The sequence below is a fragment of the Corynebacterium sp. HMSC062E11 genome (genome assembly GCF_001811845.1).
In the GTDB taxonomy this organism is placed as follows: Bacteria; Actinomycetota; Actinomycetes; order Mycobacteriales; family Mycobacteriaceae; genus Corynebacterium; species Corynebacterium hesseae.
Genome location: NZ_KV806792.1, coordinates 34,878 through 58,708, shown reverse-complemented (window position 1 = coordinate 58,708; position 23,831 = coordinate 34,878). Strand labels below are relative to the sequence as shown.

Genomic DNA, 23,831 nt, shown 5'->3' with positions numbered 1-23,831 from the left:
CTAGTTTCACCCAGGCGCAACCTCCCGTTCAGCCACACACCCCCAGTTGAGGGGTGATGCCTTAAGCCGTGACGCGATAGACGTCGAAGACGCCCTCGGTGTTACGCAGGGTTGTCATCAACTGCCCCAGCTGCTTGGTGTCAGAAACCGAGAAGGTGAAGCGCACAGTCGCAATGTGGTCATCGCCGCGATTGGAGGTCATCGACAATACGTTGAGGCTCTGATCGCTAAAAATCCGGGTGAGCTCAAAGAGCAGACCTTGACGGTCAATGGCCTCCAGTTGCAGCGTTGCGGAGAAGGCACCGGAAGACTTCGGCCCGCCAGCCCACTCCACCTGCATCATGCGCTCGGGTTCCGACTTGAGCTTTTCAGCATTGGTGCAGTCAGCTCGGTGCACGGACACGCCGCCGCCGCGGGTCACGAAGCCAAAGATGGCGTCACCAGGCACAGGCTGGCAGCACTTCGCCAGCTTGGCCATGACGTCCGGGCTGCCCTCCACCAAAATTCCGGTGCCGGATGCGGAATCCTTCGTGTGCTGAGCGCGGGAATTCTCCAGCTCGCTGAGCGGAGTACGAGAAGCCAAGGCATCGACTGCATCGTCCCTGTCTCCGAAAAGCGCCATGAGCTGGTTGGCAACATGCTGAGCTGAGACATGGCCGGCGCCGATGGCGGTATAGAGCGCATCCACATCCGGGTAGTGCAGCTGCTCGGCTACCTGCTTCATCGAGCTAGCGGTGAACAGCCGGTGCATGGGCAAACCGCCACGCTGAACCTCGGCGGCCAAGGCATCCCGCCCGGCTTCGAGGTGCTCCTCGCGGCGTTCCTTGGCAAACCATTGCCGCACCTTCGTCTTAGCCCGTGGCGAGACCAAGAACTCCTGCCAATCCCGCGAGGGACCCGCATTCGGATCCTTGGAGGTGAAAATCTCAACTTTATCGCCGGATTTCAGCTCCGATTCCAATGCCACGAGCTTGCCGTTGACCTTGGCACCAATGCACCTATGGCCTACCTCCGTATGCACCGCATAGGCGAAATCCACGGGGGTGGAACCAGCGGGCAAATTGATCACGTCACCCTTCGGGGTAAACGCAAAGATTTGCTTGGCGGTCAGGTCATAACGCAGAGAGTCCAGGAACTCATTGGGATCAGCGGCTTCCTTCTGCCAATCCAACAGCTGGCGCATCCACGCCATCTGATCCACTTCTTCTTGGTGGCCGGAATTCCTGCCCTTGGTCTCCTTGTAGCGCCAGTGCGCCGCAACGCCAAACTCGGCGTTGTAATGCATCTCGTGCGTGCGCACCTGCACCTCAAGGGTGGAGCCGCCGTCCGCGATAACGGTGGTATGCAGCGACTGATAGACGCCGAAGCGTGGCGAGGAGATGTAATCCTTGAATCGCCCCGGAAGAGCCTGGTACAACGAGTGCACCACGCCGATGGCGGCGTAACAGGAGTTGATGTCGTCGACGAGGATGCGGATTCCGACGAGATCGAAGATCTCCGCAAAGTCACGCCCACGAACGATCATCTTCTGATAAATCGACCAGTAGTGCTTCGGGCGCCCCATCACCTCGGCTTGAATGCCGTTTGCCTTGAGGGCTTGGCTTACCTGGGCCTTGATTTCCTTGAGCGCTTTATCGCGTGAGGGAGCGCGGTCCGCCACCATGCGCACGATCTCGTCGTACTTCTTGGGATACAGAATCGCGAAGGCAAGATCTTCGAGTTCCCACTTAACGCTTGCCATACCCAAGCGGTGAGCAAGCGGCGCAATGACGTCAAGGGTTTGCCGTGCCTTCTTCGCCTGCTTCTCCGGCGGGAGGAAGCGCATGGTTCGCATGTTGTGCAGGCGATCGCACACCTTGATGACGAGCACGCGGGGGTCGGTGGCCATGGCCACGATCATCTTGCGGATTGTCTCTGCTTCGGCGGCGGCGCCGAGGGCGACCTTGTCGAGCTTCGTGACGCCGTCGACAAGCCGGGCCACCTCCGGCCCAAAATCACGGGTGAGGTCCTCCAGCGAATAGTCAGTATCTTCCACTGTATCGTGCAGCAAGGCCGCCGCAACGGTCGTGGTGTCCATGCCAATCTCCGCCGCGATGGTTGCCACCGCAAGCGGATGCGTAATGTAAGGCTCGCCGGACTTGCGGAATACGCCCTCGTGCAGCCGCTCCGCCGTCGCATAGGCCTTGTTGAGAAGCTCCGCGTCCGCCTTCGGGTGAAACTCCCGGTGGATAGACATCAACGGGTCCAGCGCCGGATTGATCTTTACGCGACCGCCCGTCAGCGAGCGCGCCAAGCGCGCGGACATGCCGCGCACACCGCCCGGCCGCCACGCAGTCTTGTCCTGCTTTTCAGTCGTCATGTCTGCCTCCGCGAAGTAGCTTAGGCATACAACCTTAGTCCTTTGCTCCCATCTGATTGAGCACAATCAACGGGGAACCTTGCAGTCGCTCACGCCCTTGGAGTCCATTGACCTCCAGAACCACGACATTGCCCGCCACTTCCGCGCCCGCGGATTCCAGCAGCAATGCGGCTCCGTGGAGCGTGCCGCCGGTGGCGAGGACGTCGTCGACAAGCACGATGCGCTTGCCCTTAATGTCAATACCGCTATTTGGGATCTCGAGCGCTGCCGTGCCGTACTCCAGCTCATACTCCTGGGTCAAGACGGGTGGCGGAAGCTTGCCCTTCTTGCGGATGGCGAGAATTCCCACCCCCAACTTGTAGGCAACGGCAGAACCAAGAAGGAACCCGCGCGCATCGAGGCCACCGACCAAATCGGCACCGAGCTCTTTGCAGGCCTCCGCCAAGCCATCGACCACGGCGGCGAAAGACTCCGCATCTGCCAATACCGGGGTCAGGTCCTCAAACAGGATTCCCTCCTCCGGGAAGTCTTGGACAAGGCGGACCTTATCCTTCAAGGCTTGTGCTGCTGCGACGTAAATCTCGCTCACGACTCTTCCTTAGTTTCGGTTGCTGTTTGTGGGGTATAGCTCCAACGGTCGAGGTTCCACCCGATACCCGCAGGGCCAGTGTAGGGCACCACGCCTGTCACAGCGCGGTCAGTGATAAAGGTCCGAGGCTGCGCGGAGATGGGAATAGACGGCAATTCCTCCCACAAATCCTGCTCCAACGTGCGCAATGCCGACGCATTCTTCACGCTGGAGGCGGGAGCGGAATGCTCACGCATCGGATCTACTGCCCCAAGGTAGACGTCGATCTCCGGCAGGCCAGTCGCGGGATCCGCGGACAATTGCTCGCGGGAAACACGGTCTCCGGAGCGGTCTTCCACGGTGATTCCCGCGGGCTCGCAGGCCGCGCGCAACTGCTCAACCATTGCCTTATAGCGAGGGTTGGGAGCGAGGTAGCCTACGCCGATGGTGTAACCGGACAGACCCGACGCAGCTGCGTTGTCGACGGGGACTGTTGTTAGCGAGGCCATCTGGGCCGCAACTGGATCATCGTTGCGCACCGTGCGCACGGTGACGGCAGGAACATCCACGCCTGATTCCTTCGAGGAGGCCTGTGCCAAGCGCTGCGTATCCACGCACGCGGCGAAGGCGGCGCGTGCCCACGGCTGAGCAAAAATCCCAGCCTCCGAGAAGACCAGAGTGTCGGTCAGGCCACCCGGTATGGATTTCACGTCCACCGGCTTCCCCTCAGCATTGCGGTCCAACCACGAGGGTGAAGCCGTGGGCGACTCTGCAACGCGAAGCTCGTCTGAGGCTACAAACGCTGCCGCATCCGCGCTGTTGGGCAACATGACTACTTCACGCACGACAGGCTTGTCGCCGTAGTAGTTGTCATTCGCCGTCAGAACGATTGAGCCATCATCCTCGACGCGGTCAATCTGATATGGCCCGAAGGAAACCTGCATGTCCGGGTCAAAACGCCCCGGTTCCGTCGAAAAGCCATCGCGCCAAGCCTCCGCCACTGGTTGCAGGGTTGCCATGTCCTGAGCGTGAAGCGCCGCGTTAAGCTCTTCGACGCTCATCCCCGCCCGCTTAGCCATCACGTGCGCTGGGAGAACCGTGCCGGGGCCAAACAAGTAGCGCCACCGCGACCCCGCATCGGGCGTAAACCACACGGTAAATTTCTTGCTGTGAGGCGCGCATTCCACTCCGCTGACCTCTTCCATCAGCGGAAGGTGGGAGCCAAAGGTCTCACTCAACTGGCCAGCAGTGTAGGCCAAGAGGTAATCGTCACAGGTCACTGCCTCACCGTCGGCGAAGCGAGCCTGCTCCGTCAGCGTGAAGTCCACGTGTGCCCCGGTCTCATCGCCGTCGGGAGCGAAATACTCCGCGTGAGCAAGATCTGAGTTGGGCACCATCTGCCCGGCTGGGCCCGGTACGTACAGCGCAGGATAGACGCGGCTTGCTAGCTGGGCAGCCCCGACGGCATCGCCCCACGCGGAGGCTGCGTTACTAGTAGCAAGGGGGGAATCGCTCAGCACCGCGAAACGTGATGCCGAAGAGTCCTCCCCCGCACCCTCCTCATTAGAGCCGCACGCTGTCACGGTGAGGGCTAGGGCCAGCAGTGCCGCGACTGGAGAAGTACGCACGGCTTAACGCCCGGGGCGCCAGGACGCCCCACCCGACTCGTCAGTGCGTGACTCGGGCTCAGAATGCGAAGCCGCGGATGGGGAAACGACGGTGCGCGTAGCCTTCGGTTCCTCATCGCCTTCGCCTGCCTTCGTAGGCTCGCCCTCCGCACGGTAGGCAGCAACCACGGCGTTGTGCTTCTTCACGCTCTTTCGCTGGTTCGACAAAGTCACCAGAAGCGTCGTAGCGAGGAAGATTGAGGAGAATACGCCCTCGATAACGCCAATGAACTGCACAAGAGCAAGATCTCGCAGTGTGCCGATACCCATCAGCCATACGGCGACAACGAACAGAGCGATGATCGGCAGGGCTGAGATAATAGACGTGGAGATCGAACGCATCACCGTTTGGTTAATGGCCAAGTTGGTGAGCTCCCCATAGGTCTTCTTGCGCTGGCCTTCCAATCCCGTCGTATTCTCGTCCACCTTGTCAAAGACAATGACGGAGTCGTAGAGGGAGAAGGTCAGCACCGTCAGCAGACCAATGATGACTGCCGGGGACACCTCGATGCCAAAGAGCGCATAGATACCGGCAATGAACACACCATCAAAAATGAGGGCAAGAATTGCCGCAAAGGCCATGTCCCGCTGCAGGCGGACCGCCACGTAAATGGTGGCCAGCACGAGGAATACGGCCATCGCGATGACCATGCGCTTGGTAATCGACGAGCCCCACGATTCCGACACCGTCGAAGAACCAATCGCATCCGGGCTCGGCTTACCGTTATCATCCTTGACCTGATACTTCTCAAAGATGGCTTGGCGGGCCTGATTAACCTCATCCTGGCTCAGACGCTCGGAGGTGATTTCCAGCGTCTCCGAGGAACCCGCGCCCACGATCTGCACCAGCTCTGGGGTAACACCGGTGGCCTCCGTAAAGGTTTCCTCTACCTGTTCGGTGGACAGATCCCCAGCTGGCATGTTGAGCTTCGTGCCTCCCTCAAAGTCCAGAGAGAGATTGAAGCCACGAAGTGCAATAGCCAAGATGGAGGCGATGAGCAGCACACCGGCGATGGTGTACCAGGTCTTGGCCCGACCAACGAAGTCAAATCCACTGCCGTCTACGTAAAGACGGTCAAAGCGGGAAATCTTGCGGTTAGTATTTTCGACAGCCATGATTACTTCTCCTCATCCGTAGCAGTAGCGACGGGTTTCTTGGCCGGTTTGGCATAAAAGCCGCGTTCGCGGCGCTCCTCCACGAGGTTGTAGATGCCGCCGAGGCCGTTCATCGACGGTTTGGCAAAAGCTGGGCGGCTGCCAAGGAGCTGCATCAGCGGCGCCATGATCAGGAAGGAAACGATGAGGTCGAAGATGGTGGTCAAGCCCATGGTGAAGGCAAAGCCCTTGACGGCGCCAATAGAGAGGAAGTACACCACGACGGAGCCGATAAGCGTCACGGCCTTACCCGTGACAATCGTTGCCCGCGAGCGCTCCCAACCCGTGCGGGTGGCAGACCGGAATGTGCGCCCGCCCAGGATCTCATCCTTCATACGTTCGTAGTAGACAACGAAGGAGTCGGCCGTGGCACCAATACCAATGATCAAGCCTGCCATGCCAGAAAGATCAAGCGAGTAGCCGATCCACCGACCCAGCAGGACCAGGGCACCATACAGCATGACGCAGGTGGTGACGAGAACCAGCAGCGCCACCGAAGACAGAGCGCGGAAATAGTAGATGGAGTACAGCGAAACCAGAATCAGGCCGACGATGCCGGCGATGAGTGCTGCCTCAAGGGCGGCCTTGCCCAGTGACGGCGGCACGGTCTCCACCGTTCCGCCCGGCTCGCCATTGGAGCCGGTAAAGGACAGCGGCAGTGCACCATAACGCAGGTTATTTGCCAGGTTCTGTGCTTCCTCCTGAGAGAAATCACCCGTGATGGAGGTAGCGGCACCAACCGGGGTCGCGCCCTGGATTACCGGAGCAGAAATCACGCCGGAGTCCAGGGTGATGGCCACCTGCTTTTGCAGGTACTCCTGGGTCAAGGTGGACCACGTCTGCGAGCCATTGGGACCATCGCCGGTCTTGAAGGCGAAGCTGATCTCCATCTGGCCGGTCTGGGAATTCAGGCCGCCCTGAATCGGAGCGTTGCTATCAATCTCGTTACCAGTCAGGCGGGTTCCGTTCGGATCCTCAATACCGTCCAGAAGCGGAGCTGGCTTGAGCAAGTAGGGCTGCTGATTAGAGTAATCGCAAGCCACCAACGGCTTTGCCGGGTCATCGGTTCCGGCCAATGGGTCGGATTCCGCGTCACACGTCATCAAGCCCAGTGCTGCCGTTTGTTGGGTGGGATCCTCAGACTGACGGTCCTTAAGCAGAACCTCAGTAACCTTATCGCGGCGCTCAGATTCCTCGAGAGAGTTCGCTGGGGCCGGAAGCGGCTTCTCGCTCACAGTAGGAGCCGGAGACTTCTTTTCGTCCTTCTTCTCCCCGCCTTGGGCGGCTGCATCTGCGTTCTGGTTGAGCGCATCGTGAATGGAGGCCAGCGCCTTATTGGCCTGCTCTGGCGTCACGACTCCGTACTTGACCCAGCGGTTAGCCGTATCAGTCATGGACTTCTCAAGCTTGTCCATATCCGGCATGGGCTGCTCGCCCACCGGGCGGAACAGCAGCTGAGAGGTTTGACCCACTGCCTGCGCCTGGGACGCATCTTCGCCCGGAACAGTAATCACCAAGCTGGATCCACTGATGACGACCTCAGAGCCCGAAACACCCATGCCGTTCACACGCTGCTCGAGGATGGTGCGCGCCTGCTGCAGCTGCTCCTGGGTTGGGTCCTCACCCTGCGGAACCAGGGTTACGCGAGTACCACCCTGCAGATCAATGCCGAGCTTTGGGGTTGGTGACTTATCACCGGTCAGAAATATCAGTGCGTAAATCACGATGACAATGAGCGCAAACAGCGCTATCGCGCGCTTAGGCCATTGCCGTTGACGGCTGCTAACGCCACCACGTTTCGAAGCGGACACAAAGTTCTCCTGTGTTGTGTGGAACAGGGCTAAAAATCATAGGTCATGGTAGCCATCTCCACGACGCGATTGAGCGCCATGACGCCACCATGACTAAAGCACAGTCCAACATGGTACGTCATGGACCGCGGTTTTCCTTAACAGGCTTAAGGTGAGGCACCCGCAGTGTGACGAGCGCAACTCGAATTAGAGCTTCGGGAAGCGTTCGTCGTTGTCGCCCTCCGCCTCAGCCGGCGCATCGTTGACCGTGCCAGCCTGCTCAGCAGATCGCACGATAGCCATCGTGTCGAAGGTAATCACGGTGCCGTCTTTAACGCGCAAATCAACCTGCTGCTTACCGGCTTCCACCACGGTGCCGTGCAGGCCGCCGGCGGTAATCACCTCTTGGCCAGGCTTCAAGGAGGACTGCAATTCTTGCATCTGCGCTTGGCGCTTGCGCTGCGCGCGCATTGACATAAAGCTCGGCAAGATTACGAGAATTGCGAGTACGAGGAGTAGAAGAATCTGGGTTCCGTTCATAAGTGGTCAGTGTGCCAGACCTCCCCGTCTCCGGGCCAATTAGAAGAGCGTCCCGCCCACAGTTCCCTCGGGCGCCTCAAGCCCTAGGTGGTGCCATGCCGCTGCAGTCGCAACACGGCCTCTGCCCGTTCGCGAGATCATCCCCGCGCGCACGAGGTAGGGCTCGCACACCTCCTCCACTGTCGACGGCTCCTCGCCCACCGCGATGGCCAGAGTATTGACACCCACGGGGCCACCGCCGTGCCCTTTAATGAGAGCCTCGAGTACCGCACGGTCAAGGCGGTCCAGCCCACGTTCGTCCACATCAAAAACCCGCAGCGCTGCTTGTGCTGCGCCAACATTGATGTGACCATCCCCATTGACCTCGGCGTAGTCACGGACGCGGCGCAGGAGGCGGTTGGCAATTCGCGGAGTTCCGCGCGACCGAGATCCAATCTCCACCGCAGCATCTTGGTCAATGTCAACCTCCAAGATTCGCGCTGCGCGGGTGATGACCTGGGTGAGGTCCTCGGTATCGTAGTACTCCATTTGCGCGGTGAACCCGAAGCGATCACGCAACGGCCCGGTCAGCATTCCGGCGCGAGTAGTCGCCCCCACCAGGGTAAAAGGCGGAATTTCCAACGGGATAGAGGTAGCCCCCGGGCCCTTGCCCACGATGACATCAATGCGGAAATCCTCCATCGCCATGTAGAGCATTTCCTCAGCCGGGCGGGCGATGCGGTGAATCTCGTCGATGAAGAGCACATCGCCCTCCATCAAATTCGACAACATGGCTGCTAAGTCACCTGCTCGCTCCAGAGCAGGCCCCGAGGTCATACGAAGCGAGCTTCCCAGCTCTTGGGCGATGATCATCGCCATCGTCGTCTTGCCCAGTCCGGGAGGGCCGGATAGCAACACGTGATCTGGCGTTACGCCGCGATTTTTCGCTCCATTAAGCACAAGGGATAGCTGCTCGCGCACCTTAGGCTGGCCAATGAACTCGCCGAGCGACTTCGGACGCAACGAGCGCTCAATATCGTGCTCGCCCTGTTGCTCGGTAGCATCCATATCCTGGTTGCGCTGGAGTGGAGAGTTAAGCTCCACCCCGTCCGGCAGTGAGAATTCTGTGCGTTCTACGTCTGACATGTCACCCACTCTCCCCTATTTCTTGGACCCCAGCTTGCTGAGTGCTGCGCGCAGCACCACTGGTGTCGCCGCCTCAGGTATTTCAGCCACAACTGATTCCACCACAGGGCGAGCCATCTTGTCCGTAAAGCCCAACCCGACGAGCGCCTCAACAACATCCTCAACAACCGGTCCGGACGCGGTCTGCGCAGCAACCGAAGAATCTCCGCCATCCACAGAAGCAAAAGCTTGAACCTTGTCCTTGAGCTCAAGAATCAATCGTTGTGCAACTCGTTTGCCCACACCCGGAATCTTTTGCAGGCGTGCTGTCTCCTCCCCCGCAATCGCCTGAGCTAAATCGCCGGCGCTCATCACCGACAGGGCGGCCAGGGCCAGTTTTGGCCCCAACCCAGAAACGGTCTGGAGCACGTGGAACATGTCGCGGTCATCGTGGCTCGTGAAGCCGTACAGCGTCATCGAGTCTTCCTTTACCACGAGCGTAGTCATAACCCTGGCCTCTTCACCGCGCTGGAGCGTCCCCAACGTGGCCGGGGTGGCAAGGACCTTATAGCCCACGCCGGCACATTCGAGCACGGCGTGATCAAGCTGGATGTCGAGGACTGTTCCGCGCAGAGATGCAATCATTAAATAAAAATTCCTTGGTTCGAAGGGGTATGCCAGTTAGCTTAAGAGGTTGACTTTGCCGCGCGAGAGACAGACGCGGTACGCGGTGAAGAACCCCGTACCCCGCTTGTTCGTGCGCCCGCCCCTATGCCGGCGCTCGCGTCACTGCCGCTCATCCATGCCAGCGCTGGAGCACGCCAGCAGTGACAGACCGCAAGGGCCAAAGCATCCGCCGCATCAGCCGGCTTGGGGGCCTCACTCAGCCCCAAGATACGGGTAATCATGGCTGTCATCTGCTTCTTGTCAGCGCGCCCATTTCCTGAAATCGCCTTCTTCACCTCGGAGGGCGTGTACATGTGCACAGGAATATCGCGCTCTGCTGCCGCGAGCACCAAGACCCCGACGGCATGAGCGGTCTGCATGACGGTTGACACTTGGCCGCGTTCGAATACGCGCTCGAGCGCCACGACATGCGGCTGGTAGTCATCCATCCATTCCCTCACCGCCACAGATAGCCGCTTCAGGCGTTCCCCCAACTCTTTGTCACTGGGGGTGCGCACGACACCTACTGCGATGGGAATAACCGCGCGCCCACGTCCTGCTTGGACAACGGACAGGCCGCAGCGCGTCAATCCAGGATCAATACCCATGACGCGCAGCCCTTCCAAATTCACGGCCGCCTCCTCGCCCTACTGATGAACTCACTTGCCTGGGGCATAGTGTACACACATGTGTTCTAGCGCAATCAGCGCCCTGCGAACGATGCCTGCCAAACCAGTCAGGCCCTTCCCATCTGCTTCCTCTTCATCACCGCGGGTAGAGTGGCGCGCATGTCTCAACAACCAAATGACTATTCAGGCTTTATCCGATCCCGTCATTCCCCGCGGGCGTTCCTACCGGATCCCATCCCCACTGATGTCATCGAGCAGGTGCTTATCGACGCCCAATCCGCGCCTTCCAATTCCAACACTCAACCGTGGAACGTGCACCTCGTGAGCGGCGCGGCTTTGAAAGAATTAAGCGCCGCGCTGATCGCGGAGTTCGATAAGAACGGAATTAATCCAGACTTCACGATTGACTATGGTCAGGGAGTCCATCCGCAGCGCTCGCAGCAGCTCGCCGCCAAGATGTACGGGCTGCTCGGCATTGCGCGCGAGGATAAAGAGGCGCGCACGGAGTTCATCCGCGAAAACCTTCGTTTCTTCGGTGCCCCGCACGCGGCGCTGCTTTTCATTCCACCGCTGGGTGATCGCATTCGCGCTGCCTTCGATCAAGGCACCTATGCTGAGAACTTTTTGCTCTCGCTGCAGGCACACGGCTACCACGGTGTTCCACAGGGCATGATTTCACTCCTCGCGCCTACGGTCCGTGAATTCCTCGGGCTGGACGAGGAGTACAAGCTCGTCACCGCCCTCACCTTCGGCGTGGCCGATGAATCCAGCCCTGTGTTCAAGACTGCCCCGGGGCGCGCGCCGTTATCAGAGACGGTGACGGTACATGGCCTGGAAGGCCTTAAGCTCAGCTAGAAGCCCTTAGTCCTCGTCGAGCTCGGCGAGGACCTCATCGCTGAGGTCCATGTTGGTGTAGACGTTCTGGACATCGTCCGAATCCTCAAGCGCATCGATGAGGCGGAAGATCTTGCGGGCATCATTTGCCTGCAGCGGAACCTCAACGGATGCGCGGAAATCGGTGTCGGTGTCATCAACTTCGATGTCAGCAGCAACAAGGGCCTCGCGCACGGCCGGAACATCACCCGGTGCACAGGTGATCTCGAACTTCTCGCCGTTGTCGTTGACCTCCTCGGCGCCAGCTTCCAGCACAGCGAGCAGGATGTCATCTTCGCTAAGCTCACCCTTCTCCACCATGACCAATCCGATGCGGGAGAACATGTACGCAACGGAACCGGACTCGCCGAGGTTGCCGCCGTTCTTAGACATCGCAGTACGAACGTCGGTGGCTGCGCGGTTGCGGTTATCCGTCAGGCACTCGATGAGCATGGCCACGCCGTTGGGGCCGTAGCCCTCGTACATGATGGTCTCCCAATCTGCGCCGCCGGCCTCTTCGCCGGAGCCGCGCTTGCGGGCACGCTCAATGTTGTCGTTCGGAACGGAGGCCTTCTTGGCCTTCTTAATCATGTCATCGAGGGTGGGATTCGCCGCCGGGTCGCCGCCGCCGGTGCGGGCCGCTACCTCGATATTCTTAATCAACTTGGCAAATTCCTTGCCGCGCTTGGCATCGTTGGCAGCCTTCTTGTGCTTAGTCGTTGCCCATTTGGAGTGGCCTGACATGTCATCCCTTTCGATATGGCTGTGCAATAAATTGCTAGAAACTGGTGCAATTATACGGCCTCACGCCACGTACCTCCGCACAGGGGTACGCGTGGAAGCCTCATTCCTAACTGTCGGTTCGCTGTAGCATCACACATTTTGCCAATTGCCGTTGGCGCTGGTGCCTTCACTTTCAGGATGCATGGTCCGTGTCAGCCCCTCCTGCATGGCCACCGCGAGTAGCTCCCCGCGTTGGTTGTATATCTTGCCCTGCGCAAGGCCAGTCCCGGTCTGCGCTGAGGGACTCGACTGCGAGTACAACATCCATTCATCGACCCGGACCGGACGCAAGAACCACAATGAATGATCCAAGCTGGCTAGTTGGATCCTCTCCCCTTGGTGCGGGAGCAGCGCTGAGCGAATCAACGTCATGTCGGACATGTAGAGCAGCGCCGCTTGATGGAAGGACGGATCGGGGGCGTCGGCAAGCAAGGCACCCGTATTACGGAACCAGATATTTCGAAACCCAGCGCCCGTGGTTTCCGCGGCGACGGCATCGCGGGATGCGTCGGGGACCAGCCTCACGTCCCAGTCTTCCCACTCCTTCAAGATGATCCGGGTGGAGTACGGGGATTCTGTAATGCTCTCCGGCGGCGGCACCTGCGGCATGTCTGCCTGATGCTCCGGGCCAACATCGCCTGACGCGTGGAAACCGGCGCTGAGCATGAAAATCATGCGGTCCCTTTGGTAGACGCGCACGTGGCGATGTGCAAAAGAGCGGCCATCCCGTATCCGCTCCACGCGGATGGTTGTGGGCACACTGGAGTCACCAGGCCCCACGAAGTAGCAATGCATAGAATGCGCCAACTTATCGTCGACGGTGAGCTGCGCCGCCCGAAGCGCTTGCGCCATGGTTTGTCCCCCAAAGGTGCGAGCGATGAGCGAGGGAACCGCGGGTGCGCGAAATTCGTCCTCGCCTATCCTCTCGATATCGACTGCCTGAGCCACCGATGCCATCTTTACTCCAATTCCATCGCCGTTATGGCGCCCGCCACACTCACTCCGACCATCCTACTCACGAGCTGATCTGCTCCTGGGAGTTGCGTACTATGTTCCGCATGACTTCAACCACCCCGCACAGCGTGCACCGCGTGGCCGCCTACCTAGAAATGATCACGTGGGGTCTGCTGATCCTCTCCATGATCCTCAAATACTCCGGCACCACCGAGGCGCTCACACCGATTGCAGGTGGCATCCACGGCTTCGGCTTCCTCTGCTTCCTGCTCATGACGGCCCTGGTGTGGATCAACAACCGCTGGCCTGTGGGGGTTGGAATCCTGGGCCTGGTAGTGACCGTCATCCCCTTCGCGGCGCTGCCCTTTGCGGTCTGGGTATCTCGGCGCGGACTCGTTGATGGGCCGTGGCGCTTTGCCGACGACGCACAGCCACACGGCTTCTTCGATTCGGTTTTGGCACAGGCCATCCGCCACCCGGTGCGCAGCGCGCTCATCGCGCTACTCGCCGTCGCCGTTGTGTTTAGCATCCTGCTCGTGTTGGGACCACCCGTTGATGTAGAGTCCGCCATTGAAAATAATCGCTAAAGCTCCAAGTATTTGGGCTGGCTGGGTCCTGGCGCGCCTTCTCCTCGTTTACATGCTCGTCAACGACACGGACCCGCTCGGAGACGTTCGGTATTACCTCGAGGGCGTCTTTGGCGATAATCCTCAAGACATGACGGAGTATCCGCAGGTCGGAACTTGGCCCAGCGTCCTGCTCGCGTGGCTTACTGGCTACGACTTTGAGCGCTATGCTATCGGCTTTACAGCCATGGTGTTGCTTGCCGACGCCACCTTCCTCACCCTCCTCCTGCGCCATCACCGCGACAACCCCGCAGCGTATAGCGCCGGATGGTTTTGGGTGTTTTTCGGCACCGCGGCAGGCCACGTTTTCACGTGGCGGCTAGACCTCTATCCCGCCTTGCTCGTCGCCGGTGCGGGCGCACTTCTGGCCACCCGCCCGCGTCTTGCCTCGGCTTTGTTGGCCTGGGCCACCGCAGCCAAGCTGTGGCCCGGGGTCCTCGCTGCCGGGCTCGTCGGACGCGCAACCTCTCGTGGTACTTGGCAGCGGCTGGCCGCTTTTTTCGGAAGCCTCGCCGCCCTCTGCCTCGGCGTAGCTGCGATAGCCGGTGTGGATAGGTTGCTCTCTCCTCTGACGTATCAAGGTCAGCGCGGCCTCCAGATTGAATCTCTAGCCGCCACCTGGTTCGTCTACCAAGCCCATCACCAGCCTGGGGTGTGGACGATGGAATACGCGGCGTCGAAAAGCTTTGAGATCTCCGGGCCTGGTGTCGATACGGCGATTACTGTGAGCACCATCGCGATGGGCGCCGCACTCCTCTGGATCATTGCAGTAGCGCTCGTTCACTTTCTGCGCGGCGGCTGGAGCTCACGCTCCACACTTGTCTTCTTCATCGCGGCAATCCTGCTGCTCATGGCAACGAATAAGGTCTTTTCTCCGCAATATATCGTGTGGCTTGGGCCGATTCTGGCAGTGGCGCTCCGCTCCCCCGTCCCCGTGGAGTCTGCTTCCTACCGAAACAAGGCCGCTAGTATCGCTGGGGTGCGCGCCATCATGGCAGTACTCGCCGTGGGAACAGCAGCCCTGGGAACCGTCATCTACCCCTATGGCTATGACTACATCTGGTTCTTTGTGGGCGAAAACCTCAACCCGGTGTACGCACTCGTGTTGCGCAACCTCCTCATCCTGGCGATGACCGCTTTTGCTCTGTACTGGTACTCCCTCGAATTCCGCATGGAGCGGGCTCAACAGTCCCAGGTGGATCACACCTCGATCTGACTCAGCTCGAAATACTCCGGCAGCTTCGCCGTGCCTCCCAAGCGCAGCAGCTTGACGGCCGGGCGCAGGCGCAGCGCGCGGGTATCGCTGACCGCCTCGTTGTAGAAGCGGTGAGCTAAGTGGATGCGTCCTTCGGCGTCGGCAAGCACGGCTGGGCGCGCCTCAAAGCGCTGCGCGATGGCCGCAGACAGCTCACGCTCCCGGGTGGCCCGTTCATCGAAACTCCCTTGCGCAAGCTTCGTCACCTCTGCGCGCGCCGCAATGCCCTCGAGCTCGGGAGCTAGCGCGCTAACCACCGCCGCGCGGCGATCCAGCGTAGCCTCAAGCTGAGCCAGGGCCGCATCGGTGCGGATATGGAGGGAGTTCAGCCGCTGCGCCGTATAAAGCGCCCACATCCCCAGCATGAGGAGGACGGCAAGAGCAATGACAACTTCAATCGGCATTTAAGACACCCGCACCTTCGTGCCATCCGCCACCGTCTCGTACACGCGCATAACGGCAGCGGCCACATGATCCCAATCGTATTCGCAGGCGCGCTCCACTCCTGCCTTGATCAAGGCCTGTCGCTTGTCCGTATCGTTCACTACATCCTGCAGCACGCGCGCCAAGTCCGTGGCGTCGCCGGTTCTGAACAAGGCACCAGCAGGCTCTTCCGAGTCGGCATTGCACACTGCAGCGAAGGCCTCCAAATCCGAAGCCACCACTGCACAGCCAGCTGCCATTGCCTCAACCAGGACGATGCCGAAGCTCTCGCCGCCGGTGTTGGGAGCCACGTAGATATCGGCGCGCCCCAAAATGGCTGCCTTCTCGGCATCGCTGACGCGCCCCACAAAGTCGACTCCCGGAACGCTCCGCGGATGACCGCCGCCCATGACTGTCACGCGCACCTTCTCTGGGAGCAGGGTGAGGGCCTCAAGAAGAATGTCCAGGCCCTTTCGCGGCTCATCGAGACGCCCCAAGAACACGATCTCAATCTCTGAATCATTCTCTTTATGCTCGGCACGAGCACGCTCGCGCGCATACACAGAGGTATCTACCCCATTGGGAATGAGCACGGGGTCACCACCCAACTGCTCTACCTGCCAGCGACGAGCCATCTCTGAAACCGCAATGCCTCCCCGGATCTTTTCCAGGTAGGGGCGCAGGAAAGGTTTGGCCAGGGTCAGCGCCACGGAGCTTGATGCCGAAGCATGGTACGTCGCCACAATAGGACCACGTGCCGCTGCCAGCGCAGCCATGGAATAGCTCGGGGAATTCGGCTCGTGGATGTGTAGGATGTCGAAGTTCCCTTCGCGAATGAAGCGCTTGATGTTGCGGCGCACGTGCGGGCCGATAGACAGGCGAGCCACCGAGCCGTTATAGGTAATTGGCACGGCCCAGCCACCCTTGCGCACAAAGCTGGGCACCTGCGTGCTTGTCGACGCCGGCCCCAGCACCTCCACGTGGTGCCCCTGCTCAATGAAGACAGTGGCTAGGTCAAGGATGTGGGCCTGAACCCCGCCGGGTTCGTCGAAGGAATAGGGGCAGATAATACCTATGCGCATGGAGTGTGTTCTGCCTTTCTACTTCTTGTGGCGAGCAGCGCGCCGGCGCTCGACGTCCGCATTCCAGTGCGGTTGCAACATGTGCCAATCTTCCGGATGCGCCCGGATGTTTTCTGCGAAGCCGTCCGCGAGGCGCTGGCACGTCTCCTGAAGAGTCGTGACCTCAACCTCGGGGCCGACGGACAGCCCCCAGCCCTTGCGGTCGAACCACGAGTGCACCACGTGGAGAGCCGCCCCTGTTTCTATGGCGAGTTGGGCGGGGCCGGCGGCAACGTTGGCTTCTTCGCCCATGAAGTCTACGGGCACGCCGGTGCGCGTGAGATCACGCTCGGACAGCAAACACACCACCCCGCCTCGTTCCAAGGCATCCTTGAGGCGCGGGAATGGTGACGAACTACCTCCGGTCAGCGGCAGAACAGTGAATCCGAGACTTTCGCGGTAGTCCACGAAGGCGTCGAAAAGCGCCTCCGGCTTCAAGCGCTCAGCCACCGTAGTAAAGCCGCCATAGTGGCCCACGCAGAAGACGCCCGCCATGTCCCAGTTTCCTGAGTGCGGCAGCGCAAAAATCACGCCGCGCCCGGATGCCACCGACGCATCCGAGTACTCCTTGCCGCGCAGGCCAGCCAACAACCGCTTCTGCAGATCAGGGTCCGAGTGGATGGCCGGCAAGCGGAAGGCCTCGAACCAGTAGCGCATGTAGGAGCGCATCGAGTTCCGCACCAGCTCCTGCGTGACGTTTTCGGGCCCCACAACCCGGCTCAAGTTCTGGCGCAGCTGCTCCATGCCCTTGCCGTTGTCGCTAGCCCAGTCCGCGCCCCGCTCGAAAAGCCAGGCAGCGAGAGGCTGCGGGAGGAAGCGCACGACCTTCCAGCACGCGATGTACGCGGCGGCGGTCAGCCGGTCACGATCCAGTAGAGCCACGGTTCAGGAGCCTTTCTGTGCGGGCCGGGGGCACGGTACCTTCCGGTGGGAGCGGGGATTGAGCTATAGGTGCTTCAGTTCCTTCTTAAAACGCGCCTTGGTGTCCTGACGCGCCGCTTGGCGCATGCGCTGGTAAATGGTGAAGATAGACCCCACCGCCAGCAGCCACAGGGCGACTTCCAGCGCATAAGGCACGCCCAAACCTTCCAACCCCACACCGCCGAGTCCTAGGATGAGGCGCTCTGGGCGCTCGACGAGTCCGCCAACCATCTTGAAACCAGAAGCCTCGCCGCGCGCCTTGACATAAGAGATGACCTGGGAACTAACCAGCACCACCATGCAGGCGGCGAAGTTGATGGGGTGAGCGTTATCGACGTACACCATCCAGTAAGCGATCGCCGCGAACAAGGCACCGTCGGTAATGCGGTCGCAGGAGGCGTCGAGAGTAGCACCGAAGTTGGATCCACCCGTGGTCAGGCGCGCCATCGTGCCGTCGAGCATGTCGAAGGCCGCGAAGAGACCCGACAACAGCGCGGCGGCAAAGAGGTGATCAAGTGGGATGAGGATGACTGATATGGCAATGGTGACGATCGTTCCCACAATGGTGACGATATTCGGGGTCAGGCCCATCTTGAGGAAGAGCTTGGCCACCGGGACCACAACCACGGCGGCGGGTTTGCGCCCGTGAACACTAAGCATGCGCTTCTCCTGAGATGATTCCTTCGGCGGCGAGCTCCGCCCATCCCTGAGCAAGAAGGGAACGGGTGTCTTTGAGGAGCTGCGGCAGCACTTTAACGCCATCCACAATAGTCATGAAGTTTGAATCTCCGCTCCACCGCGGAACGATGTGCATGTGCAGGTGCTGCCCCACCGATCCGCCCGAGGCCCGCCCCAGATTGAATCCAGCGTTGACGGCATCGGGGCCGGACACCTTCTTCAGGACCCGGATGGCGGCCTGGGCAAACTGGAAGAGCTCGCGGGACTCCTCCTCGGTGAGGTTTTCCAGCTCAGATTCCTGGCGGTACGGGATGACCATCATGTGGCCGGCGTTATAGGGATAAAGGTTGAGCACGCAATAGACAAGCTCACCGCGGGCAACGATGAGCCCGTCCTCGTCCGACATCTGTGGGATCTCCACGAACGGGTTACGGGCTTCCTTTGGCACGTCGCCGGCGCCGCCCTCACGCTTGATGTAGCTCATACGGTACGGCGCCCACAGGCGCTCTAAGCGGTCGGGGGTTCCCAGGCCGGTATCGACGTACTCTCCCACTCTGTGTGTGCTCCCTTTCTCAGCTCTGTCTAGATGCATCTGCACCTAGACGCGCTCGGCGATGGTTTCCTTGGTCGGTTGATCGTTGTTGCGCTCACGCACCCAAGCCTCGATGACGTTGACCGCGGCTTCCACGGGCACGCCGTTAACTTGCGTGCCGTCAAGGAAACGGAAGGACACGGCGTCTGCCTCAACGTCGCGCTCGCCCGCCAACAACATGAACGGGACCTTGCCAGTGGTGTGGTTGCGGATCTTCTTTTGCATGCGGTCGTCGGAAGTATCGACGTCAGCGCGCAGGCCGCGGGAGCGCAGCTCGGCACAGACCTTCTCGAGGTGCGGGGCGAAGGTATCCGCCACCGGGATGCCCACCACCTGGTGCGGGGCCAGCCATGCCGGGAAGGCGCCGGCGTAGTGCTCCAGCAGCACGCCGAAGAAACGCTCGATGGAACCGAAAAGTGCGCGGTGAATCATGATCGGGCGCTGCTTGGAGCCATCCGACGCCGTGTACTCCAGCTCGAAGCGCTCCGGCAGGTTGAAGTCCAGCTGCACGGTAGACATCTGCCAGGTACGGCCAATGGCATCGCGAGCCTGGACAGAGATCTTCGGGCCGTAGAATGCCGCGCCCGCCGGGTCCGGAACCAGCTCAAGACCGGACTTCTCCGCCACGGACTGCAGAATAGCCGTCGAGCGCTCCCAAATCTCATCAGAACCGACGTACTTATTCGGATCCTTGGTGGACAGCTCCAGGTAGAAGTCGTCCAAGCCGTAGTCCTTGAGCAGAGAAATGATGAACTCCAGAACCTTGGTCAGCTCATCTTCAAGTTGCTCAGGGGTGCAGTAGATGTGGGAGTCATCCTGGGTGAAGCCACGGGCGCGAGTCAGACCATGAACAACGCCGGACTTTTCGTAGCGGTACACCGTGCCGAACTCGAAGAGGCGCAGCGGCAGCTCGCGGTAAGAGCGGCCACGAGAGGCGAAGATGAGGTTGTGCATCGGGCAGTTCATCGGCTTGGCGTAGTAGTCCTGCGGCTGCTTGGTGCAATTACCGTCCTCATCCCACTCGCCATCGAGCTGCATCGGCGGGAACATGCCATCCGCGTAGAAGTCCAAGTGTCCAGACTTCTTGAACAGGTCACCCTTGGTCAGGTGCGGGGTGGACACGAAGGAGTAGCCGTCCGCAATGTGGCGGCGGCGGGAGTGCTCTTCCATCTCCATGCGCACGGTGGCGCCATTGGGGTGGAATACCGGGAAACCGGAACCGATCTCATCCGGGAAGGAGAACAGGTCCAGCTCGGCACCCAAGCGGCGGTGGTCGCGCTTTTCTGCCTCTTCCACCATGGTCTTGTAAGACTCAAGTGCTTCTTTGGATTCGAAGGCAGTGCCATAAATGCGCTGCAGGCCAGCCTTGGACTGGTCACCGCGCCAGTAGGCAGCAGAGGAACGCGTCAGGGCAAAAGCTGGAATGTACTTGGTGGTCGGAACGTGCGGGCCACGGCACAGATCGAACCACTCCACCTCGCCGGTGCGCGGGTTGACGTTGTCATAGTGGGTCAGATCACCGGCACCAACCTCGGCAGCCTCATCGGAATCAGGGTCCACGTTGCCCTTGTCCTGAACCAGCTCGAGCTTAAACGGCTCGGCCGCAAGCGCCTGCTCCGCTTCCTCCGGGGAGGAGTAGACGTGGCGCTCGAAGCGCTGGCCGCCCTTGATGATCTTCTTCATGCGCTTCTCAATGGCCTTGAGGTCCTCCGGAGTGAAGGGCTCTGCGGTCTGGAAGTCGAAGTAGAAGCCGTTCTCGATGGCCGGGCCGATGCCCAGCTTGGTGCCGGGGAACTCCGCCTGCACGGCCTGGGCCATGACGTGCCCGCAGGAGTGGCGAATAACGGCGCGGCCGTCTTCCTCGCAGGCAGCAACCGGGGTGAACTCGGCGTCAGTGTCCGGCGTGTGGGAAAGGTCGTAGAGAGTACCGTCGGCGCCGCGGACGACGACTACTGCTTCGGGGCCCTTGTTGGGCAGCTCATGCTCGCGCATCGCTGCTCCCACGGCAGTACCGGCCGGGACCGTGATCGGCTCGTAGTTCACCGGGACTGCTGGAATCATTTCCGCCATGACTTGTTGCGCTCCTTTGCGCTCACGCGCCGCTCGACATACCTGGCCGAGCAGCGCTCAACGAGAAAGTTACAGCGGCTTAGTCTACCCCTCTTAACTGCGGATGAGCGATTCGCCCCAAAAGGTTTCGCCCTCAGTTCCGGCAGGCATGTAGTACACGGCCGAGCCGATGTGGGTAATCCACTCGTTGAGGCGATCCGCTTTGTCGAGGCGCGCCTGGATGGGCTCGAACTGGGCCGTAGGATCCTTCTGGTAGCAAATGAAGATCAATCCAGCGTTGCTGAGTTCACCGCGCTTGGTGGTCTCCGGGGAAGGCGGAAGGTTGTAGTTATACGGACGGCGCAGCAGCTTCTGATGAGGTGAGTCGACCGGAGGATGTGCCCGGGCGACATGCGAGTTTTCATCAATAGCCTTGAGGCCAAACTCGTTTCGCGCGTCCAGGTCAACCTCGTCGAACTCGTCCTTGCCACCTAGAGGTGCGCCGGTATCGAGCGCTCGACCTGTAGCGTTTTCACGTGCAGCACGATCAAGTTGCTCCCACGTATCGAGGTTCATGTGGATGCGGCGAACCACCATGGCGCTGCCGCCGGCAAAGGGGCCGTCCTCGATCCACACTTGCTCATTGAAATCTTCATCGCTTCGCGGGTTGACCGTGCCGTCTTTTTGCCCAAAAAGGTTGCGCGCGGTTGTTCCCTTCGGTGCGGAACCATAAGCGTGGCTAAACCCCTGTTGAATCCACGCGACGTCGGCGTAGTCTTTACCGGCACGAGTCATATGCCGCAGTACATAGGCCGCGGTGAAGGCATCATCACTGCAGATCTGTAGGACGATATCGGTCTGTCCCCATTCAGGGCGCAAATCATCGTGTTCAAAGTCCTGGATATCTCGCAGCCAGCTGGGCTTGGCGACGCCCACCGTGTCAAAGAATCCTTCTCCCCAACCGCACGTGACGGTGAGGTTTGCCGGGGTGGTAGACAATTCAGGCTCGAGGCTACCCAGCGGGTTCTCGCCGGTGCACAGGCGGCGAGCGTCCTCCGTCCACAGACGCATGAGTGCGGCCGCGCCGCGTGCGGTGGTCTCCTTCTTCAGGTTGAAGCCGACCAATTCCACGTGCGCCTGGACCGGGGTTTGGATGCCTGCTTGATGCTTGCCATCGAAGGCGACGATATCGCCACCCATGGTTTCCTCGCGGCGCTCCGGCCCGGTGCTTCCGGCGTCACCGGCCTGCGCTGCTTGGGAAGCGTCTGCAGACTCCGCCGAAGACTGCCCTGGCTCCTCCCCCTTCGCGCAACCAGCGAGGGCTACCGCGCTTGCAGCCACAGCACTTCCGGCGAGCAATCCACGCCGGCTGACAGGTTCCTCGAACCCGCTCATCGTTGATGTCTCCCTATCTCGTGAGAACCGATAACTTGCCTACCTTGGCCCAGAGAACGCTTTTCTAGTGAGCGTGCTCTTCCGTCTTCATGCCCGACATGTCTGCGGACTCTGAGTGGTCCATGTGATCACCATGCTTCATGTCGCCATGGTCCATATCGTCGCCGTGATCCATGCCGCCCATATCGCCATAGTTCTCGTCGCCTGCGCCGATGGAACGCACGGGGATGTCGCCCAGGTCGACCGTTGAGCCGTCGCTAAGCTCCAGCGTCAGTGTGGCGGTCTCGCCAGCCATAACGGGCTCTGTAACTCCCATCAGCATGAAGTGGAAGCTACCCGGTGCGAGCTCGACGGATTCGCCAGCAGGCAGATCAAATCCACCTTCTTTTTCCTGCATGACGCCATCGACGACCTCATGGATCTCGTAGTGCTCCGCCTTCACCGACGAGGTGAAGCCAACCACGTTGATGTCCTTGTCCGTGTGGTTGTGGAGGGTGCCGAAGATCGCGGTCATATCCGAATCCTTCTCCATGGCGCGCACGACAGCATCCTCGAAGGTCACACCGGACTCAGCGGAGGAAGAAGCCGAGTCACTGGTCGCAGCTTCCTTGTCCTTCTCAGCGCCATTCTCAGCGCTGGCTGCAGCGCTCGATGGGGCTGCGGTGGAATCTTCCTCGCTCGTCGAGCAGCTTGCCAGTGCAAGGCTGGCAGCAGCAACGGCAACCACGGAAGCGCGGAGGAAAATACGGGAATTCAGCATGTGACATGCCTTTCTGCAGTAACAGTAGTTAAGGAAAATGCGGATTGACTCTCACATCATCAAAAGCCGTGTGATGCTTAGCCTTCTGGGTCTTCTCCACCAGAGCGGCGGGTCTTTGCTCCGAAGGCGAAAAGGGCTGCGCCAACGACGAGAACTGCTCCTACACCAATGATCCATTTGGCCGCGGTAGGCAAAGAACTCAGGGGATCCTGAGACTCTTCTGCATCGTCGCTTTCCTTGGCACCATCGGCAGAAGCATCTGCAGTCTTATCTCCCCCAGCCCCGGAGGCCACGCTAAATGGCACGGAACCGAGTGTGGAGTGCCCATCGGAGGACGTAATGCGGAAACCTACTTGGTAGTCACCATCACCGGGCTCGACGTCCTGGGGGACTTCGACGGTGAGGTTTCGGCCGTCAATGGTCGGGGTTGCGTCAAAGAGCACGTCGCCGCGTGTCTTATCACTCACGGCGAAGGTGTTGAAGTTGTCCTTTGGGATGCCAGAGAATTCCAGCGTGATTTCGCGGGGAAATTCCTCCAGCGGCACATCACTCACAACGTTGCCGCCTATGACTGAGTCATGCGCCGCCGCTAGTGGCGCGGACAGCCCGACCGCGAGGCAGGCTGCCCCGGCAGCAATCCCTGTGGTGACCTGACGCAGCTGCATGTCCAGAACAACTCCTTGATGGTCTGATGAAACTTTTGGTTGAAGGTTCCCTCATCCTATCGCCGGGAGGGATCCTCGAGCCAATCCTTCACCCCGCACGGAATATGCGAGGTTACCAAGTAGTCGTTGCACGCGACGGAAAAGTTCCCTGGACCGCCCCTAGCCATACACCCCGGCAAACAAGAAAAACGAAAAGTGCCCCTCCATAGTGGAGGGGCACTCGACGTGGAGCGGATGACGAGACTCGAACTCGCGACC

The 23,831-nt window shown here is 60.4% G+C and carries 23 protein-coding genes; 3 read left to right on the top strand and 20 right to left on the bottom strand.

The features are described 5' to 3' along the window. Positions 1-61: 61 nt before the first annotated feature. From HMPREF2822_RS05680 to ruvC, 9 genes are all read right to left on the bottom strand, one after another. Complete coding sequence (locus tag HMPREF2822_RS05680; RefSeq protein WP_070522129.1) at positions 62-2,359, bottom strand: RelA/SpoT family protein; 2,298 nt, start codon at positions 2,357-2,359, stop codon at positions 62-64. A 34-nt stretch (positions 2,360-2,393) separates the two neighbouring features. Next, a complete protein-coding gene (locus HMPREF2822_RS05675; RefSeq protein WP_070522126.1) occupies positions 2,394-2,948 on the bottom strand; it encodes an adenine phosphoribosyltransferase in 555 nt (184 codons plus the stop codon). Then, entirely contained in the window at positions 2,945-4,555 is a 1,611-nt protein-coding gene (locus tag HMPREF2822_RS05670) for an ABC transporter substrate-binding protein (protein ID WP_083306818.1), read from the bottom strand. Before HMPREF2822_RS05670 ends, HMPREF2822_RS05675 begins: the two co-directional genes overlap by 4 nt. 3 nt (positions 4,556-4,558) lie before the next feature. Further along, positions 4,559-5,710 carry a protein translocase subunit SecF gene (gene secF / locus HMPREF2822_RS05665; RefSeq protein WP_070522120.1) on the bottom strand — a complete coding sequence of 384 codons (1,152 nt, stop codon included), beginning with the start codon at positions 5,708-5,710 and terminating at the stop codon, positions 4,559-4,561. Between the two features lie 2 nt (positions 5,711-5,712). Next, positions 5,713-7,560 (bottom strand): protein translocase subunit SecD, encoded by a 1,848-nt coding sequence (secD, locus tag HMPREF2822_RS05660; protein WP_070522115.1) that lies wholly within the window; start codon positions 7,558-7,560, stop codon positions 5,713-5,715. Between the two features lie 186 nt (positions 7,561-7,746). After that, positions 7,747-8,079, bottom strand: a complete 333-nt coding sequence (gene yajC / locus HMPREF2822_RS05655) for a preprotein translocase subunit YajC (RefSeq protein WP_070522112.1) — start codon at positions 8,077-8,079, stop codon at positions 7,747-7,749. A 39-nt stretch (positions 8,080-8,118) separates the two neighbouring features. Then, the gene (gene ruvB, locus HMPREF2822_RS05650) at positions 8,119-9,204 is read right to left on the bottom strand and encodes a Holliday junction branch migration DNA helicase RuvB (RefSeq protein ID WP_070522109.1); all 1,086 of its coding nucleotides are present in this window, start codon (positions 9,202-9,204) and stop codon (positions 8,119-8,121) included. Positions 9,205-9,219: 15 nt separating this feature from the next. Then, positions 9,220-9,828 carry a Holliday junction branch migration protein RuvA gene (ruvA, locus tag HMPREF2822_RS05645; protein WP_070522106.1) on the bottom strand — a complete coding sequence of 203 codons (609 nt, stop codon included), beginning with the start codon at positions 9,826-9,828 and terminating at the stop codon, positions 9,220-9,222. A gap of 41 nt (positions 9,829-9,869) precedes the next feature. Continuing rightward, entirely contained in the window at positions 9,870-10,481 is a 612-nt protein-coding gene (gene ruvC, locus HMPREF2822_RS05640; RefSeq protein WP_070522103.1) for a crossover junction endodeoxyribonuclease RuvC, read from the bottom strand. A 156-nt stretch (positions 10,482-10,637) separates the two neighbouring features. Between ruvC and HMPREF2822_RS05635 the strand changes: the two genes are divergently transcribed. After that, complete coding sequence (locus tag HMPREF2822_RS05635) at positions 10,638-11,333, top strand: nitroreductase (RefSeq protein ID WP_083306817.1); 696 nt, start codon at positions 10,638-10,640, stop codon at positions 11,331-11,333. Between the two features lie 6 nt (positions 11,334-11,339). On the opposite strand, the gene HMPREF2822_RS05630 is transcribed toward HMPREF2822_RS05635, so the two are convergent. Together HMPREF2822_RS05630 and HMPREF2822_RS05625 are read right to left on the bottom strand one after the other, a co-directional pair. Next, complete coding sequence (locus HMPREF2822_RS05630) at positions 11,340-12,095, bottom strand: YebC/PmpR family DNA-binding transcriptional regulator (protein ID WP_070522100.1); 756 nt, start codon at positions 12,093-12,095, stop codon at positions 11,340-11,342. Between the two features lie 129 nt (positions 12,096-12,224). Then, a complete protein-coding gene (locus HMPREF2822_RS05625; protein ID WP_070522097.1) occupies positions 12,225-13,091 on the bottom strand; it encodes an acyl-CoA thioesterase in 867 nt (288 codons plus the stop codon). Between the two features lie 101 nt (positions 13,092-13,192). Here HMPREF2822_RS05625 and HMPREF2822_RS05620 point away from each other — a divergent pair, with 101 nt between their 5' ends. Then, positions 13,193-13,675, top strand: coding sequence for a DUF3817 domain-containing protein (locus tag HMPREF2822_RS05620; RefSeq protein ID WP_070522242.1), 483 nt, complete (start codon positions 13,193-13,195; stop codon positions 13,673-13,675). 52 nt (positions 13,676-13,727) lie between these two features. Further along, positions 13,728-14,930: a glycosyltransferase 87 family protein gene (locus tag HMPREF2822_RS05615; RefSeq protein ID WP_083306816.1), complete on the top strand. Its 1,203-nt coding sequence runs from the start codon at positions 13,728-13,730 to the stop codon at positions 14,928-14,930. Here HMPREF2822_RS05615 and HMPREF2822_RS05610 read toward each other — a convergent pair. From HMPREF2822_RS05610 to HMPREF2822_RS05570, 9 genes are all read right to left on the bottom strand, one after another. Continuing rightward, entirely contained in the window at positions 14,915-15,373 is a 459-nt protein-coding gene (locus HMPREF2822_RS05610; protein ID WP_070522091.1) for a LemA family protein, read from the bottom strand. The genes HMPREF2822_RS05615 and HMPREF2822_RS05610 overlap by 16 nt on opposite strands. Continuing rightward, complete coding sequence (locus HMPREF2822_RS05605; protein ID WP_070522089.1) at positions 15,374-16,474, bottom strand: glycosyltransferase family 4 protein; 1,101 nt, start codon at positions 16,472-16,474, stop codon at positions 15,374-15,376. A gap of 18 nt (positions 16,475-16,492) precedes the next feature. Beyond that, on the bottom strand, positions 16,493-17,395 hold the full coding sequence (locus tag HMPREF2822_RS05600) for a phosphatidylinositol mannoside acyltransferase (protein WP_070522086.1): 903 nt from the start codon (positions 17,393-17,395) through the stop codon (positions 16,493-16,495). 63 nt (positions 17,396-17,458) lie between these two features. After that, complete coding sequence (gene pgsA / locus HMPREF2822_RS05595) at positions 17,459-18,094, bottom strand: phosphatidylinositol phosphate synthase (protein ID WP_070522083.1); 636 nt, start codon at positions 18,092-18,094, stop codon at positions 17,459-17,461. After that, complete coding sequence (locus HMPREF2822_RS05590) at positions 18,087-18,704, bottom strand: ATP adenylyltransferase (protein ID WP_070522237.1); 618 nt, start codon at positions 18,702-18,704, stop codon at positions 18,087-18,089. The genes pgsA and HMPREF2822_RS05590 overlap by 8 nt, the downstream gene beginning before the upstream one ends. Positions 18,705-18,710: 6 nt before the next feature. Further along, complete coding sequence (gene thrS, locus HMPREF2822_RS05585; RefSeq protein WP_070522080.1) at positions 18,711-20,774, bottom strand: threonine--tRNA ligase; 2,064 nt, start codon at positions 20,772-20,774, stop codon at positions 18,711-18,713. A 93-nt stretch (positions 20,775-20,867) separates the two neighbouring features. Beyond that, on the bottom strand, positions 20,868-22,148 hold the full coding sequence (locus tag HMPREF2822_RS05580) for a Dyp-type peroxidase (protein ID WP_070522076.1): 1,281 nt from the start codon (positions 22,146-22,148) through the stop codon (positions 20,868-20,870). A 64-nt stretch (positions 22,149-22,212) separates the two neighbouring features. Continuing rightward, complete coding sequence (locus HMPREF2822_RS05575) at positions 22,213-22,908, bottom strand: copper chaperone PCu(A)C (RefSeq protein WP_070522073.1); 696 nt, start codon at positions 22,906-22,908, stop codon at positions 22,213-22,215. A gap of 77 nt (positions 22,909-22,985) precedes the next feature. Further along, the gene (locus HMPREF2822_RS05570; protein WP_070522070.1) at positions 22,986-23,573 is read right to left on the bottom strand and encodes a copper resistance CopC family protein; all 588 of its coding nucleotides are present in this window, start codon (positions 23,571-23,573) and stop codon (positions 22,986-22,988) included. Positions 23,574-23,831 lie beyond the last annotated feature (258 nt).

Coding starts and splice junctions, on each gene's coding strand:
- HMPREF2822_RS05680 (WP_070522129.1), bottom strand. CDS start 2,359: ATGACGACTGAAAAGCAGGACAAGACTGCGTGGCGGCCGGGCGGTGTG.
- secF (WP_070522120.1), bottom strand. CDS start 5,710: ATGGCTGTCGAAAATACTAACCGCAAGATTTCCCGCTTTGACCGTCTT.
- yajC (WP_070522112.1), bottom strand. CDS start 8,079: ATGAACGGAACCCAGATTCTTCTACTCCTCGTACTCGCAATTCTCGTA.
- ruvB (WP_070522109.1), bottom strand. CDS start 9,204: ATGTCAGACGTAGAACGCACAGAATTCTCACTGCCGGACGGGGTGGAG.
- ruvA (WP_070522106.1), bottom strand. CDS start 9,828: ATGATTGCATCTCTGCGCGGAACAGTCCTCGACATCCAGCTTGATCAC.
- HMPREF2822_RS05635 (WP_083306817.1), top strand. CDS start 10,638: ATGTCTCAACAACCAAATGACTATTCAGGCTTTATCCGATCCCGTCAT.
- HMPREF2822_RS05630 (WP_070522100.1), bottom strand. CDS start 12,095: ATGTCAGGCCACTCCAAATGGGCAACGACTAAGCACAAGAAGGCTGCC.
- HMPREF2822_RS05625 (WP_070522097.1), bottom strand. CDS start 13,091: ATGGCATCGGTGGCTCAGGCAGTCGATATCGAGAGGATAGGCGAGGAC.
- HMPREF2822_RS05620 (WP_070522242.1), top strand. CDS start 13,193: ATGACTTCAACCACCCCGCACAGCGTGCACCGCGTGGCCGCCTACCTA.
- HMPREF2822_RS05615 (WP_083306816.1), top strand. CDS start 13,728: ATGCTCGTCAACGACACGGACCCGCTCGGAGACGTTCGGTATTACCTC.
- HMPREF2822_RS05610 (WP_070522091.1), bottom strand. CDS start 15,373: ATGCCGATTGAAGTTGTCATTGCTCTTGCCGTCCTCCTCATGCTGGGG.
- HMPREF2822_RS05605 (WP_070522089.1), bottom strand. CDS start 16,474: ATGCGCATAGGTATTATCTGCCCCTATTCCTTCGACGAACCCGGCGGG.
- pgsA (WP_070522083.1), bottom strand. CDS start 18,094: ATGCTTAGTGTTCACGGGCGCAAACCCGCCGCCGTGGTTGTGGTCCCG.
- HMPREF2822_RS05590 (WP_070522237.1), bottom strand. CDS start 18,704: ATGCATCTAGACAGAGCTGAGAAAGGGAGCACACACAGAGTGGGAGAG.
- thrS (WP_070522080.1), bottom strand. CDS start 20,774: ATGGCGGAAATGATTCCAGCAGTCCCGGTGAACTACGAGCCGATCACG.
- HMPREF2822_RS05580 (WP_070522076.1), bottom strand. CDS start 22,148: ATGAGCGGGTTCGAGGAACCTGTCAGCCGGCGTGGATTGCTCGCCGGA.
- HMPREF2822_RS05575 (WP_070522073.1), bottom strand. CDS start 22,908: ATGCTGAATTCCCGTATTTTCCTCCGCGCTTCCGTGGTTGCCGTTGCT.
- HMPREF2822_RS05570 (WP_070522070.1), bottom strand. CDS start 23,573: ATGCAGCTGCGTCAGGTCACCACAGGGATTGCTGCCGGGGCAGCCTGC.